The organism is Arthrobacter sp. D2-10 (genome assembly GCF_054161285.1).
On the sequence record NZ_CP096431.1, the window covers coordinates 2,976,227 to 2,991,425 of the forward strand.

Here is a 15,199-nt window from a genome sequence, read left to right on the forward strand (position 1 = left end):
TCTCGTACTTTCGGTAGTCTCAGGCCTGTCCGGTCTGAGAGTGTTCGGCTTGGGTGATCGCCCAGGCCGCGTTGATCAAACCGATGTGTGAGAGACCCTGTGGGAAGTTGCCGATCAGGCTGCCGTCCCGGATGTCGATTTCTTCTGACAGGAGTCCCAGATCGTTGGCGTATCGGGTGACTGCGTCGAAGATTTCGCGCGCCTGTTCCGGCTGGCCCGCCATGGCCCGGGCTTCGGCCAGCCAGTAGGAGCAGATGATGAATGCGCCTTCGTCCCCCGACCCCGTCCACCGCTGGATCAGGTTCGCCGTGGTGAGTTCGCGCTCTACAGTTTCCAGCGTGGCCAGTATGCGGTCATCGTCGGCCGGCAGGAATCCCATTATCGGCATCAGGAGCACACCTGCGTCGAGATGGTCCGACCCGAAGGCTCCGGTGAAGGCCTTAGTGCTGCTGTCCCAGCCCTTGTCCAGGATTGCAGCGCGAACCCTCTCCCGTTCGCGCTGCCACGCCGGTGCCTTCTGTGCGGCGCCCAGGCGGTCGGCGAGCTTCAGTGCGCGATCCAGGGCCACCCAGCACATCAGCTTGGACGTCACATAGTCCCGTGTTCCTTCCCGCCCTTCCCAAATACCGGAGTCGCTTTCCTGCCACGTTTCGGCAGCCCTGTCAGCGACGGCAACCAGGAAGTTCCGCGTCTCGGCTGGAAGGTTGCCGAGTTGATCGCGCAGCACCCACGCGCACTCGAATACTTCCCCAAGGACGTCCAGCTGCTTTTGGTCCCACGCGTCATTACCCGCCCGGACAGGCCGGGACCCGGCATAACCCGCCAGATGGCCCAGCTCATGTTCAGTGAGGTCATGCTCTCCGCCGACGCCGAACATGATCTGCAGGTGGCCCTCACCAAGCACACCGGCAGAGGTAGTGATCCAGTCAAAGAACTGCTGCGCCTCGTCAGGACACGCCGCTACCCACAGCGCCTTGAGGGTCAGGCTGCCATCACGAAGCCAGCCGTACCGGTAATCCCAATTAGCGCTGCCACCGGGCTCCTCAGGCAACGAGGTGGTCGGCGCCGCCGCGACTGCTCCCGTGGGACTATAAGTGAGCGCCTGAAGCACCAGTGCGCTGCGGTGCACCTGGTCCCGGTAGGCGCCACGGTAACCCTGGTGCATCTCACTCCAGGATCGCCACGCGGCAATGGTGTCCTCCAGCTCAGCGGTTCCCTCTGCGGCCGGCGGAGGGGAACCGACGGCGGCGTCCCGGTGGCGTAGAGCAAAAACGGCAGCCTGCCCTGCCTCCAGTGTGAAGGTTCCGCCGACGGACCCGTCCCCGGCGGTAAGTCTCAGTCCAGCGGTCAATGTCAGGCGGTTCGCCCCGCCGCTGATCTCCCAGCCGGTGGGAGTCTCCACGAAATGCGGTGTGATGAGCCCGTATTCCGGTCTCGGCGAAACCTCAACCTCGAACTCGACGGTTCCATGGGTGACCTCGACCCGGCGCAGCAGCATGTGCGGGGAGCCGTGCCCCACTTCGTGTCCGCGTTCGCCCCGGCCAAGCCCCAGAGCATCGGTCAGGCGGAGCTCTCCGCCGTCGCACTGGAACTCCGTTTCGAGCACCATGGTGCCTACGAGATAACGGCGAGTGACCGTGTATTCGTCGATTGGGCGGATTATCCAATGACCGGCTTCCGGGTCGAGTAGGCGGCCGAAGACGCTGGGGGCGTCGAACCGCGGCGGACACCACCAGTCGATGGATCCGTCCCGGGACGTAAGAGCGGAACCTTGGCAGTCCCCGAGCAATCCGTAGTCGGAAATCGCGGAGGTTTTGCCACCCGGTATTTGCACGGTGAACCCCCTTGTTGTCCGCTCCAACCTAAACCCTTCCCGTATGGCAGGGTCAAGGGCGATGTTTGCGCACGGTTTCAGTATCGGCTTCGACAGTGCAGCAGGCCAAGGGGAGCCGAATCCGAATACCTCTACCTGGTTGCCGAAGCGTTCAGTACCCCGCTATCACCGGCTCCGCATGAGCACGCCTCTTGTGGCCCGCCACGATTGAAGTGCTGACGAAACCTGCGGCCAGCCGATATGGTCGCGTTTCAACTGCTGGATCCCTGAAATCTGCGACACATCGGCCTCTATCCTGGCCAGCGGTACTAACGAAGACGATCGAACAGCCGCAGCACGCTTTCGGTGACCACTCCAAGGATGGTGTGTGTGATCGCGCCTCTTGCGTGTGCCTGCCATGGGTATTCTTCAGGCCCGGATGCCAATCCCAGGGAAGGTGCAACGAGTTCGTCGTTGAGTACGAATAGGCCAAAGCCGTATAGCGCTCCGTTGCCCGCCTTCACGGCAGGTACCTGCCTGCGAATGACGGCGTGCATCGCTCCGGGTGCCATGCCCAAGGCGTAATGAAGGGCGACGCCGGCAGGGTTCGGTTGGCCGGTATGGACGTTGATGCCGGTGATGCGGGCGGCTTTCTCGACTCCGACATGCGCGACGTCTTTGCCTGCTGGCCGCGCTTGGGGGTGTTGTTCGAGGGCGTCTTTTTCGGGATCGGTGTACTGGGTATCGCTGTCGCCTTTGCGGGCCTGTAGTTCACGGGCGATTGCGTTCTTGTCCTCGTGGTTGTAAAGGAACCATCCAGCGCGGTCCATCGCCCACACGCCCACAGCGCCGGCTACCGCACCCAGCAGCATGTCGACAGCAACGCTTCGCTCCGGTTCCGTTTCTATATGGTGTACCGGTGTTACGGCGCCAGGGACCGGCGAAGATTCCATCGGCTCGGGCCCGGAAGGTTCGTGATTGATGTCGTCAGCGGAATGAGGGGTCGTCATTGAATGTGTCATTCGAAATGTCCTTTCAGTCGGTTCAGTGAATGCCAGCAGGCAAGGGGAGCGGATGCCGGACCGAAGAGCGCTTGATCAGGGTTTGAGGAGGACCTTGATGCAGTTGTCCTGCTTTTTCTGGAAGACCTCGTACGCTGCCGGTGCTTCATCCAGGGGAATCTCGTGGGTCATCAGGTCGGTGACGCCGAGCGGGTCGGAAGGGTCCTCGACCAGCGGCAGGAGGTCATCGACCCACCGTTTGACGTTGCATTGGCCCATGCGCATCTGGATCTGCTTATCGAACAGGACCAGCATCGGCATCGGATCTGCCATGCCGCCGTACACACCGCTGACGGACACTGTGCCGCCACGGCGTACCGCATCAATGCTGGCGTGCAGAACGCTCAACCGGTCCACTCCGGCGGTTTCGATCGCCTTTTTGGCCAGCGGGTCAGGCAGCAGGCCAGCGGCTTGTTGGGCGAAGCCGCCTACCGGGGAACCATGTGCTTCCATGCCCACAGCGTCCAGGACGGAGTCCGGGCCTCTCCCGCCGGTCATCGCCCGCAGTTCATCTCCGACGGTGTCGCTGTAGTCGAGGGTTTCCACGCCGTGCCGTTCGGCCATGGCACGCCGTTCGGAGACAGGGTCAATACCGATGACCCGGTAACCCAGATGCACTCCGGCGCGGGTGGCGAACTGTCCTACCGGGCCGAGTCCGAAGACCGCCAGCGTTCCGCCGTCGGGCACGTCCGCATACTGCACGCCTTGCCACGCGGTGGGCACAATGTCGGACAGGTAGAGGTACCGGACGTCAGGCAGGTCCTGACCCACCTTGATGGGGCCGTAGTCGGCGAAGGGTACCCGCAGATACTCAGCCTGCCCGCCGGGAACCGAGCCATACAGTTCGGAATAGCCGAAGATACGCGCACCGAGGCCTTTTTCCCGCATCTGAGTGGTTTCGCACTGCGACTGCAGGTTCATTGAACACATCAGGCATCTTCCACAGGCGATGTTGAACGGGATCACCACCCGGTCGCCGATCTTCAGGTTTGAGACCGCGGCGCCGACTTCCTGGACGATTCCCATCGGTTCATGGCCCAGGACGTCGCCCTTGCTCATGTAGGGTCCCAATACTTCGTACAGGTGCAGATCTGATCCGCAGATCGCCGTGGAGGTGATCTTGATGATCGCGTCGGTGGGTTCCTGAAGGACCGGATCTGGTACCTCCTCGACGCTGACCGACCGCTTTCCCTGCCAGGTAAGTGCCCTCATGGCCCAAGCTCCTCATCAGTGGTAAGTATGCTTATCAGTTACAGTATGCTCACGTTTGCCTCAGAGAAGGAAGGGACCACCTCCGATGAGCAGACCCCGCAGCACTCGAGGAGGAGTCCCGGTGGCAGGGCGGCATTCCGCGGGCCTTGATGCGGTTTGGGGTGCCGCCGCCGGTGCTGCCGGGGTTTTGGCCATGGACCAGGTTGGGTGGCTCATGCTGGGAAGCGAAGACACCCGCACACTCACCCGGGATCTGAAGGCCCGCGACAGCGATGCGACCGGAAACGCAGGGATTTCGGCGCAGGTCGCCGCCGTTCGGGCTGGCGCACTAGGCCGCACTGCCCCGGCCGGCCCATTAGGAAAAGCCACACAGGTAAGCGGCGTGAGTCCGACGGGCCAGCAGCCGGGACCGGGGGCGGCGGTATTTCACTTTGCCTTGGGAATGCTGCCTGGTGCCTTCTACGGCGTTATACGCCGGACGCGGCCATCGGTGCGGACCGGGTCCGGCGTCCTGTACGGTGTGGTGTTGTTTGTCGTCATGGACGAAACCGCCGCCCCGTTGACTGGAATTGCTTCCCCACCGGGACGGTATCCCTGGCAGGCGCATCTGCGCGGCCTGGTCGCTCACATCGTGCTAGGCGTAACGACCGAAATGCTCCTGCGCACCAGGGATCACTTCCGATAAACACCGGTGAACGTCGCAGTCAACAGCGGATCGAGCTCCTTTTGAATTTCCCCAGTGACGGACATAACTCGCACCGATGTCGTTACTGCTCCTGCTCCCTGTCGGTACGCCAGCCATGATTAGAGCAACGGTTTCCCCGGACCTGTGTTCCTCACCGCAGGATTGGCTGTGCTCGTCCTGATTCCGGCCTATTTGGAAGCCAATCGAGCCCCTGCCAAGTTGTTTAAGCAGTTCGATTACTCCGGCGAAAAACCGCCGAATCGCCCAGGTGGGAAGGGGCCCCGAATGGTGGTCGACTCCTGCGCTCATTAGCGGGACTCTTTGGCTTGGGCGGTATGGGTAAGTGTCATGAGCAAGAGTCCGCCTAGAAGGTTTCCGGATGTTGCCAGGAGAACGTTCATGGCCACGTCAGCGTAGGTGATGTCCGCGCCCAGCCAGAGGCCGGACAGGAGATGGAGCGCGGAGACAACGACGTGGTCGAACGGGCCCAGTGCGAGGAACACTCCGACAAGGTAAGCCAGAGCTATCCGGCTGCCGGCGGAGCCCACGGCATGGAGTAGGTAGGAGAGCAAAGTGAGCAGGGTACCGGCGGCGATGGCACGCATGAAGGTGGCGAGTTCGCTTTTCGCTGTGATCTCCTCAGCGACGGACACCAGGACCTGATGGGCGGCGGATGGCAGTGCCCCTTCCACAATGAAGACAGCAGACATGACAGCCCCACCGAGGAGGTTGAGAGCCAGGATTATGGCCCACAGCCGGACCAGCCGGAACCATGTAAATCTCTGGCGACGGTCGATCGCCACCGCAACTGGATCAAAAAAGTTCTCAGAGAATAGCTCAGAGCGGCCTATGACGAGGAAGACCAATCCCATCCCGAAGGCCAGTGCCCCTGCAAGTTTGGCTGGCCCTGCACCGAAAGCGGGCTCGATGAGATGCTGTGCCATGGCCAGGGCGATGATCCCGAAGACGATCGTGACACCGGCGATGAAACCGGTGGATATCTGTTCCAGGGGCGGCATGGACAGCCGGCGCTCACCCTCGCTCTTGGCGCGATTGTAGATTTCTTTCGGCGCCGGTTCTGTCATGACGGACCACTACTCCTCACTTCCCGTATGAAAAGCACTTTTGCCTTCCATCTCGAACGACACCAGAGCAACTCAAGTGCTGATCACAAAGGTAAGCTGGCTGATAATACGGTGCAAACGCACTTATCGTGCGCGGCGGTTCTGGAGAGCCCTGACGTAACACGCCGTTATCGGCACTCCGTATTCACCTTCCGGGCCTCAATTCAGTGTGTGCCGGACTTCTGTCTGTAGCGTCTTACGGAGGACTGACCACATGGAGTCTCGAAGCCCACACCAAGTTTCATAGCCCGGATTGTCAGACGATGGTGCGCTAGGTAAAAGATCTTGGGCTGCGCCGTCGAAGATGCGCTGGGTCAGTTCGATCAGGCGTTGCAAGTCTTGGAACTGATTGTCTCCAACGGGGAAGGCTGTCTCAAACCCTGCGCCAAGCAGGCTGGACAGCTCCTTCTCTTCTTCCGGGAATGCATCGAAATCACTAACTTGGAATAGCTGAGGTGCATCGATTTCTTCTGCCTCCCGCAATCGGACGATCTTCTGACCCGAAACCAGGAGTGGCAGCAGTTCGCTCACCAGCTCAGAGCCCTGGCACCAGTTCTTCACTCGCCGGGGCAGATTTGTCCCCGATGCCTTCGTTGGGCGGGTTCTGCCGCTCAACGCAGCTGTTTCGCGAGTCCGCCGTCGAGTCACAGTACCTTTCACACATTCCATCGCCTCTTCAGCGAGAAGGCGCGATGCTGGTGTGTCAGCTCCATGCGCAGCGGCGGAAACTGCGTAAGTCAGCCGCAGAAGCGCACGCGCTTCGTCTTGCGGCATCGTATCGAATTCGAAGAATTTCAGCTGCCGGTAAGACGCATAAGCATGCCTTACCTCCGTCTGCAATTTGGGCGGTATTTCGGTGTGTGGAATGAGGCTCAACCATTGAGCGAAGTGCCCAAGTAGGACTCGCCGAACTCCTTCGCACCCTACCTCGCCCGAAATGTACTGAGACGCCACCCCTCCAAAAGCGCTTGCCAGGGAAGCTGCTATCAGCTCCGCCCGCTTCTTGGGTGCAATGACGGTGTTGAAGTTGTTAGTTACCACCGTCGGATTGTCGAACCATGCAATCTGGTGCCGGAACTGTTCATTCATGGAAGCGGCGACATGGACAGGGCTAACAGATAGGTGCCACCAAGGCCGGCGTGCTTTGACGGATGCTTCCTGGTGAATCCGTTGAGATTCTGCCAACCGGATGTAGCTCCCCAGCGCGGTCGTAGCTCCAGGTCGAGTTTTGGGAGCCGTAAGTAGCCAAAATCTTCCGAGCCTAGGTTCCCCAGTGTCAATGTCCTTCGCACCAGCGAGGAGAGGGGTGAGAAACTTCCGGTTCAATTGGACTGTGGTGCCTAAGCCCTTGACGTCGCGCAGCACGCGTGAGCTTGAAGGATCCACATCCTCCAGCTTGAAGACCTTGTGCCCGAGCTTGGTTCCCGCCGCTACTTCGACGCCATCAATGTTTTGAAGGACCGCCACGTTGTTCAACCGCGCAAACTTCTGCAGTACCTCCGGAACGGTGCCAGGAATCAGGAAATCGGCGCCACCGTCGAGCGCGGAGAGATCGCGCACAATGACCTTGTCGCTCGGACAAGCAACACCGTCAATCCAATGGAGTTCGCCATCAACGGGAGCGAGCACGTCAACGAACTTGAGATAACCGAAGGACCCTTCGTCGCTGGTTCTGGGTTCGAGAAGCATCACGCACGCTGCCACGCGGGCATCGCTGAACCAGACATCGGCTTCGGTATGCCAGACGGTCAAGTCGTATCGTGCACGTAGCCATCCGCGCCAAGAGGCGAGGTTGTCATTCTGAAGGACGCTCGACGGTAGAACGAAGGCCATCCGGCCCGCCGGTTTGGTCAGAACGGCACCCAGAAGAACGAACCATGCAGCTAGGTTGATTCCGCTTGTTTTGGGAACCTGAGGTAGGCCATGCCCTTGCAGATGAGCAAGCCATGCCAGTTCGTTCTCTGCTTGACGTCCATACGGGGGATTAGCGATCACTACGTCGACTTTGGATAGCGAGTAATCCTCGGCGTCGGTCTGATCTGAAGCGAATATGTGCAGCATATTGGTGTTACCAGGAGACAGGTCAAAGGCGTCTCCCTGCCGAACCAAGGGATGATTTATACCGCGACGAATGCGTCGAGTAGCAAGGTTGATGCTCGCAAGGTGTACGGCAAAGGGATCTATATCGTTCCCAAGATTGTGTTGCAATGCCTCGTGATGAGCTAACCCCATCTCTTGATGGGGTTAGCTCATCACGAGGAAGGTCCCTGCTCCGCATGCTGGATCAATCACCACATCATCGGGGTACGGACGCCCCAGCTAGCCATGGCGCGAGCAAGTCTTGGTTGTGTGTAGTGTTGACCAAGCTCATGCCGGCGTTCTGGGCTGATAAGACGTTCGAAGATGGTGCCCAAAATGTCACTGGACACGAGATGAAGGTCAAGCTTCTCAGTGAAGTCAAAGAGGGCCAGCCAATGGGGAAGCGCGTCAGCCGGAGACGAGCTCAAGGTCCACTGAGCCATATCGCTGATAACCAGAATGGGCTTGTAATCGCCCGTTATTCGAACCGCTTCAAACAACCCGGCAGAAACGGTTTGCTGAAGGCGGTCGGCTGTTTTAGGCGTCGTTCCACCTAGTAGCGGGTCTAGAGACTCAAAGTAGTCACGTAGGAGTCGGTGGAACAACGTGGCCGTCAGCACCTCGGCGATACCTTGAGCAACTAGATATTGGCGATCCTGGGGGACTTCCAGGTTCAGCCCTGCAGCAAGTGACTGTTGGTGGATGCTTGGCGAGGCAGTCTCGTAAGTCGCTGCGAACACTCGGTTAAGTGGCGCATGTAGTGCATCGGTGATGGTCTTGAAGTAGTCAAGAGCCATAGAGTCGATGGAAAGAGACGGGGCCTTTCCGATTCTGGCGGCGGCATACCGTTGAAATAGCGCCCGAAGGCCTGGCTCTAATGCCGTGGTGCGTTCGGGTGTCGTGAGGGCTTTCCACCACCCAACTTGATTCATGTAGGAATCGGCAACCATCGGAATGATGTCGCCCTGAAGACGCCTGAGCGGTTGCGCGTGGAGTCCGGGACCAGCCTCTAGGTAGGCGATTTGAGAGAAGTCTGTAGTAAAGCAGTAGGCAGCCCCTTGCGATTGGGCTTTCTGTACTGCGTCATTGACCTCAGCGACAACCAGCGGGTGAACGCCCTCGGGGGTATCGGGCCGCTTAGCTTCTCCGGTGAAAAGGACAGCTCCATCCTCTGTTTCGACCCGTACGTCAGTGCGGTCGCGAGATGCTTGAGACACCTTCGTCTCAACGGACCACCGGATCCGGTGGCCTAATATTTCGGAACCTATGCGTTCCGCTGTGGTCTTGAGATCGGCCAACCACTCAATCTCGTTTACGCCTGGATGCAGTACCCCCATGGGGTTACTTTATTGCCTGAAGCTCACTTGCGAGCTATTCGTCGCGTCGCTGCAGATGCTGGTTCACCGATAGCGTGTTTGCATGACGAATAGCTCCGTAGACGCTGACGACCTGCTGGCCGTCGCCTTCTCGCTTCATGCCAATCCCGGCGCCTACGCGCTGTTGCTAGGCGCCGGAGTCTCTGCGCCCAGCGGCATCCCCACGGCATGGGGGGTACTAGAGGATCTCGTTACGCGAGTGGCCGAGGTGCGCGGTGCGACACCCGATGACGTTATTGCCTGGTACGAGCAGCAATTCGGCGAGTATCCAACCTACGAAGGAGTTTTGGAGCGCGTCGCACCGACACAGATAGAACGACAGCGCCTCTTGCGAAACTACTTCGAGCAGAGACCGGAGGATATGGAGACGGGACGTAAGGCCCCCACCGCGGCTCACCGATCGATCGCTCGTCTGGTGCGGTCGGAAGCGGTGAAGGTCATTGTGACGTTGAACTTTGATCACCTCATTGAGCGTGCACTGCTGGATGAGGGTATTTCACCGACAGTTGTGGCCAGTCCATCTGAAGTGGAGGGGATGGCACCTCTGCACACTTTGAACTGCTGCATCATCCATCTGCATGGTGACTATTTGAATCCGACTTCCATGCTGAATACCGTGACGGAGCTGGCGGCGTATCACCCGAGTACCTCCAAGCTGTTGCAAATGATTTTGGAGAACTATGGCTTGATTCTGGCTGGCTGGTCATCGAAGTATGATCCTGCGCTTCGTGATGCAATCGCTGCCCACTACCCGAACCGCTTTACCTTGACCTGGTTCGAGCCCGGCCCGGTCTCCGACGAGGCGGCGAACCTGCGCACCTTGAAGAAGGGCGTTCTGGTAGCCGAGGATGCGGATACGGGCTTCGGTCGGATAGCTGACGGCGTGGAAGCGCTTGCCAGTCGTCGAGCGCGCCATCCTCTGACCGTCCCAGTCGCGGTAGAAACAGCAAAGCGTGAACTGTCGGGCCGGAAGGTAGCAATTGGGCTGCATGACACGCTTAGGCGTGAGTTTGCGGCGCTGCATCGAGTGCCCGAGTTCAACCTCGCAACTTATCAGGTTGGTGGCGACTACGAGACGATGTTGGGTCGGGTGGAAGAGACCAGCAGAATGGCCGGAGCGCTCGTGGCGACACTTGCGTACTGGGGCGATGAACGCACAGATAACTGGTGGATCGATGAGCTGCCGCGCTTCGCTACTCCGGTCGACGGCAGCGGACTCGTCCGACTACTTTCCCTGCGTGTGATTACAGGCAGCATCCTCTTCTACGCCGCCGGTGTCTCCGCGGTCGCCGGGCAACGCTTCGATCTGCTCGCCCGGCTCTTCGCCCTCCAGCGACCTAATCGATATAGCGGTGAATATGAGCCACTAGCGTTCAGTCTCGATGCTGGAAGTGGATACGAAAACGCCCGAAATTCTCCGACAAGAGTATTTGACACTGTCGTCCCTCTCCTCAAAGAAGCGCTCTCATTCGGTTCTGAGGCTCTCGATGATTCTTGGCAGCTCTTCGAAGTCCTGCGTTTGGCATGGGTGACACACCGCAATCCACAGTTTGCTCAGCTGCTACCGAGCTACGTTGAGATGGATGCGGCTTATCAAGAGGCAAACTCCGCCCTCGAACGCGCTGGCAGCGGCAACGGCGAAGCGCAGAGGGCCCGTGCGAGCGTTCAGCAGGGTCGCGATCGGGCACTAGAGGTACTAGGCCGACTCGCACCAGTCGGAAGACCTCACGTGCTGACTACGGATTTACGAGGCAACGAGAGATACCGAAGCGTCACAGCCAACCGTCTAATCAGTGACATAAAGGCCGAAGGTACCGCCCACCCCCTCATCGCGAGTGGCTTCAATACAGATCCTGATGGCTTCGCCGTAGCAGTTGCCGCCGTCAGCGCAAGACTGGGAACGATCGGAAGTGATCTTTCTTGGGGAAGAGGGAATGGATTCATCCCTTCTCAAATATGGTTGGATACTGGGAAAACGCCCGAAGAGCTGAGGGCAGCAGCCGCACCTACATCCTGAGCACTCTTGCAGCGTATTGGCAGCGAGCCTGTGCCGTGCTCAGGTGGACAGAAGGATGAGCCCCTGAAATCGCCTCCTCTCTCTTCATGCAACAAAGTCACGCGCCAACTGGCCACGGGACTGAGCCTCTTCAAAGAAGGCGAGCCGAGTTGCGCTGCGGGCAAGGTCTCGTTGATGCAAGATGAAGGTGACTGCCAAGCTGAGCCCGACGATTAGTAGTGCCAATCCGAGCAAAATAGTGCCTAGGACGGGCCAAGTAGTAGAGACGGAGGAACCGATCAGAGGCGCAGCGGCCAAAATGACGCTTATATAGACCGCGGTGAACGCGCTCAAGCTTCCTCCGCTCAGATGCGCTGCGTCGGTTCTAAGCTTCCGTAGTACCTCAAACTGTTGTGATGAGGTTAGCTCTAAGAAGCGAGCAATTTCGTCTTGCTCCACCGGTGGAGTGACTCCCAGCCGGCGAGCTTTGCGTGTGTAAGTGTGCATAAGCGGACAATACTTGGGAAGCCCGCCTCAGCGGTGATGGAATGAACATCCGGCCCGAGCTGGCGAGGCGAACTCCTGGGAGGGGTGGACTGACTCCAACCCCACATGAATCACCAACGTTATCGGCTTGCTGCTCGCCTCAGATCCTCTATAAGCATTCCTGCTGGCGCGTACCCACCTGTGCGGTCGATGAGAAATTTACGTATGGCTGCAGTGCGATCGGCGGCTCGGCGAGCAGTTATCCACTCTTCGGTTGCCCGCAGCTCGGCGGCAAGCTGATCGATCTGACCGAGCAGTGGCCCATATGCTTCAGCCGCATTATCTCGAACTAGCTTGCTGGCTTCTTTCAACACGAGGAGCTCGGTCACGGCGCCCTCCTGCGATCGAAGCAGAGGTTCCAGCAGTGCCTTGCCGATGGAACGACGTGTTTGTGAAGTGGCGGCTCTATAGGCGGGCTCTCGTTCAAGTTGTTCCGCGAGGTGAGTTATGCGGATGTAGTGGGCTCTTAGCCCATCGGAGCGTTGTGCTTCTTGATCTTCCGACCATTTCTCACGTAGTTCGTCGAGCTCAATCTTCCAGGAGGGGATTGCCATATAGAGGTAATCAGACCCGCCAGCGATCCAACGCACGAAGACGCCGTCGATTTGCCCTTCACGTTCTTCCCATTGCCTCATCAGTTCCGGGGGAGGCGCGGAGGGATCTTCGTCATCCTGGTCCCAGCTGTCCGTGAGATCTGAAGCGGTGAGACGAGAAGTGTCTATTGAAAGGAAGGGAGCAAAGACGTATTGGGCGAGATCGAGCGCTTCGTCGATTGTTGTGGTTTCGAGTCTCAGAATAACGGTGGGTTCATCGCGGAAAACGGCGTCGATGATTCGCAAGTCCCGCTGTTGGGCGCCGGCCCTGATCTGCTGCAGCACTTCCTCGAAGTCGTCCACTTTGAGCACATTAGTCGAAGTAATCAGGCACAGTTGCGCGAAGGCGCCTCCTCGCTGATCACCGATGCTTGCTTATGCATGTGGACGATAGGTTCAGGACTTCTATCGTCCACACCTTTTCGGACAGTCGAAAGGGTGCAGGCCCCTCTCGACTGTTGGGCGGCAAAAATCGAGCAGTACACGCGTCGGGCGACTCACTCCGACGGATAGGTCAAAATCGACGGCTTTTGGTACTTTCATGGGAGGGTCGGTAATGAGCAGGGGCGCGCTAGTCACAACCCAAGTCCGAAATTGGAACGGAGTTGAGGGCAGCCCGGGCGGTTAGTGCCACTCTGGGACAAGTATCAGATTGCGCACAATATGGACTTTGCGTCGAAGGTCTCTGGCACGTATTGGGTTTCGACGATGTCGAAACCAGCACGATTGAACATGGGTTCGAGGAGCCAACGGAAAGTGGAGTGCTCCTCCCGGATGTGTTCTTCGAACTCATCACGGCTCCATTCTCCGTCCACACTGTCTCCACCTTGAGAGCACCACGCCTCGATGCGCTCGGTGGCCTCCGACGGGTCGAAGTCATAGACGACATCCCACAACCGGCAGATTCCGCCGGGAGACATCGCTGTCCGCATACGTTGCAGCGCGATAGCTTTCCAGAAATCCGGAAGATGATGCAGTGCGTAGCGCGAGTAGACGAAGTCCACCGCACCGGCAGTGTGGGCGTAGCTCAGGAATCCTGCGTTGACCAGATTCACATTGGTCAGGCCTTGCTTCGTCAGTTTCTTCTGCAGGTACTCAAGCATTGGGGGTGAAACGTCCACTGCGGTCACTTGGGCGCAATTCCGTGCAGCCTCAACGGTGAATTGCCCTGTGCCGGCGCCGAACTCGATGAGCGTCGATCGTTCCGTGAGCCCCCAGGTCTTCAGCAAGGACACTTCAGCTGCAGCGTCCGAATCCATCTTTCCGTCGTATCGGGCGACATGCTCTAGGTCCAGATTCTCTCGGCCGGCGAGAGGTACTTCGTTCGGGTACCAACTGGGAGACGACATGGATGTCAGCATCTCACGGGTCCTTACTGAACGGGTCGGTTCCCTATGAAGCGCTCACCTCAGGTAAGTTCAAGCGCCGGAGTCTCGTTAGCCGGGCAACGGGCATACTCGCCGGCGTTGACAGGGAATCGTCTGGAGATCACTGTGATGGGAACGGGGGCATTATCCGGCGAAAGGGCGGCCATGAGTGGCCAGGGACAGGACCTACTGGGAGTAGCTACTCCCGACGATTCGCTGCTGACCATGATGGTCAGCCAGTCGCTGGGCCGAAAGATCGGTATTGCACAGTGGGAAGTAGAAGTAGTGAGTTACCCGTTTTCGTCCCCGGCCACCGCTGGACTGTTCCGGGTGCACGGTAGCACCGAGGACGGCCAGCGCTGGTCTCTGTTCGGTAAGCAACTGCAGCACCCCAGGCATTGGGCGGGACTCTCACAACTTCCCGAGTGGTTGCGGGACGACTTCGCCGCGAACTTCCCATGGCGCATGGAACTTCAGGCGTGGGAACCGACGTTCACAGCAACCCTCCCTCCTGGATTGCGTGTGCCTGTACTGCACCAAGTAGTTGATCTTGGTGAGGACCGGTTGATGCTCTGGATGGAAGACGTACACCTTGAACCGGGTCCCTGGGACACTGAGCGTTTCGCCAGGGCAGGTTATCTCCTAGGGCGCTTGGCAGCACGTCGCTGCAACACTAAACATTCGGTCAGGCCTGGCATTCCACCAGGTTTCGGATTGCGGCGTTACGTAGAAGGTAGGGTCATGCCATTGCTGCCGACCCTCGACAGTGATGACTTTTGGTCTCACCCCCTGATTGCTTCTTCAGCTGATCCGCATTTACGGAGCGATCTAGCGGAGCTCGCCCGCCGGCTGCCATCCATTCTCGACCGCTTGGATCAGTGTCCTCAGTCACTACCTCACGGGGATGCTTCTCCCCAGAACCTTTTACCGGTGAGGGGGGGACCAGGCACCTTCGCTCTTATCGACATTGCCTTCCAGAACCTTCATGCGGTCGGTTTTGATCTCGGTCAATTGCTCATTGGCCTCATGCACGCCGGTGAACTACCCGCAGCTTCAGCATCCGTTATCGATCCGCAAATCATCTCGGCTTTCTCCCAGGGTCTTGCCGATGAGGGCTTGGAGGTGTCAGCAGATGAATTGCTATGGGGGCATCACGGGAGCCTGCTCGCACGCGCCGGTTTCACAGCTTTTCCCTTCGAGCTCCTGAGCGATCCGCCGACGCCCGCCCTTCACACGCTCTTTGGGCAAAGAACAGCACTAACCCGTTACATAGCCGATGCCGCCCTCGCACTTAACTGAGACGAACGATCCGGAGCCCACTCGGGACGAGGGGGGAAGCCCGAAGGT

Annotated in this window: 11 protein-coding genes; 3 read left to right on the plus strand and 8 right to left on the minus strand. The window is 59.0% G+C overall.

Annotation, left to right across the window (positions count from 1 at the left end; genetic code table 11):
- Positions 1-19: 19 nt before the first annotated feature.
- From M1D74_RS13960 to M1D74_RS13970, 3 genes are all read right to left on the minus strand, one after another.
- Positions 20-1,834, minus strand: coding sequence for a glycoside hydrolase family 15 protein (locus tag M1D74_RS13960; RefSeq protein WP_458115661.1), 1,815 nt, complete (start codon positions 1,832-1,834; stop codon positions 20-22).
- 308 nt (positions 1,835-2,142) lie between these two features.
- Complete coding sequence (locus M1D74_RS13965; protein WP_458115662.1) at positions 2,143-2,835, minus strand: hypothetical protein; 693 nt, start codon at positions 2,833-2,835, stop codon at positions 2,143-2,145.
- A 75-nt stretch (positions 2,836-2,910) separates the two neighbouring features.
- Positions 2,911-4,086, minus strand: a complete 1,176-nt coding sequence (locus M1D74_RS13970) for a zinc-dependent alcohol dehydrogenase (RefSeq protein ID WP_458115663.1) — start codon at positions 4,084-4,086, stop codon at positions 2,911-2,913.
- Positions 4,087-4,207: 121 nt separating this feature from the next.
- Here M1D74_RS13970 and M1D74_RS13975 point away from each other — a divergent pair, with 121 nt between their 5' ends.
- On the plus strand, positions 4,208-4,771 hold the full coding sequence (locus tag M1D74_RS13975) for a DUF1440 domain-containing protein (protein ID WP_458115664.1): 564 nt from the start codon (positions 4,208-4,210) through the stop codon (positions 4,769-4,771).
- Positions 4,772-5,079: 308 nt separating this feature from the next.
- On the opposite strand, the gene M1D74_RS13980 is transcribed toward M1D74_RS13975, so the two are convergent.
- The 3 genes from M1D74_RS13980 to M1D74_RS13990 form a co-directional block, all read right to left on the minus strand.
- Positions 5,080-5,856 (minus strand): formate/nitrite transporter family protein, encoded by a 777-nt coding sequence (locus M1D74_RS13980; RefSeq protein ID WP_458115665.1) that lies wholly within the window; start codon positions 5,854-5,856, stop codon positions 5,080-5,082.
- Positions 5,857-6,054: 198 nt separating this feature from the next.
- Entirely contained in the window at positions 6,055-8,127 is a 2,073-nt protein-coding gene (locus M1D74_RS13985; protein ID WP_458115666.1) for an Eco57I restriction-modification methylase domain-containing protein, read from the minus strand.
- Positions 8,128-8,183: 56 nt separating this feature from the next.
- Complete coding sequence (locus M1D74_RS13990) at positions 8,184-9,311, minus strand: hypothetical protein (protein ID WP_458115667.1); 1,128 nt, start codon at positions 9,309-9,311, stop codon at positions 8,184-8,186.
- Positions 9,312-9,393: 82 nt separating this feature from the next.
- Between M1D74_RS13990 and M1D74_RS13995 the strand changes: the two genes are divergently transcribed.
- On the plus strand, positions 9,394-11,367 hold the full coding sequence (locus M1D74_RS13995; RefSeq protein ID WP_458115668.1) for an SIR2 family protein: 1,974 nt from the start codon (positions 9,394-9,396) through the stop codon (positions 11,365-11,367).
- A 605-nt stretch (positions 11,368-11,972) separates the two neighbouring features.
- Here the strand turns inward: M1D74_RS13995 and M1D74_RS14000 are convergent.
- Positions 11,973-12,788 (minus strand): hypothetical protein, encoded by an 816-nt coding sequence (locus tag M1D74_RS14000; RefSeq protein WP_458115669.1) that lies wholly within the window; start codon positions 12,786-12,788, stop codon positions 11,973-11,975.
- Positions 12,789-13,132: 344 nt separating this feature from the next.
- Complete coding sequence (locus M1D74_RS14005; protein WP_458115670.1) at positions 13,133-13,834, minus strand: class I SAM-dependent methyltransferase; 702 nt, start codon at positions 13,832-13,834, stop codon at positions 13,133-13,135.
- 117 nt (positions 13,835-13,951) lie between these two features.
- Here M1D74_RS14005 and M1D74_RS14010 point away from each other — a divergent pair, with 117 nt between their 5' ends.
- A complete protein-coding gene (locus tag M1D74_RS14010; RefSeq protein WP_458115671.1) occupies positions 13,952-15,151 on the plus strand; it encodes a hypothetical protein in 1,200 nt (399 codons plus the stop codon).
- Positions 15,152-15,199: the final 48 nt, after the last annotated feature.

What these genes read in the sequence shown, in the direction of transcription:
- M1D74_RS13990 (WP_458115667.1), bottom strand. Translation starts at nt 9,311, where the DNA reads ATGGGGGTACTGCATCCAGGCGTAAACGAGATTGAGTGGTTGGCCGAT.
- M1D74_RS13970 (WP_458115663.1), bottom strand. Translation starts at nt 4,086, where the DNA reads ATGAGGGCACTTACCTGGCAGGGAAAGCGGTCGGTCAGCGTCGAGGAG.
- M1D74_RS13985 (WP_458115666.1), bottom strand. Translation starts at nt 8,127, where the DNA reads ATGGGGTTAGCTCATCACGAGGCATTGCAACACAATCTTGGGAACGAT.
- M1D74_RS13995 (WP_458115668.1), top strand. Translation starts at nt 9,394, where the DNA reads ATGACGAATAGCTCCGTAGACGCTGACGACCTGCTGGCCGTCGCCTTC.
- M1D74_RS14005 (WP_458115670.1), bottom strand. Translation starts at nt 13,834, where the DNA reads ATGTCGTCTCCCAGTTGGTACCCGAACGAAGTACCTCTCGCCGGCCGA.
- M1D74_RS13980 (WP_458115665.1), bottom strand. Translation starts at nt 5,856, where the DNA reads ATGACAGAACCGGCGCCGAAAGAAATCTACAATCGCGCCAAGAGCGAG.
- M1D74_RS13965 (WP_458115662.1), bottom strand. Translation starts at nt 2,835, where the DNA reads ATGACACATTCAATGACGACCCCTCATTCCGCTGACGACATCAATCAC.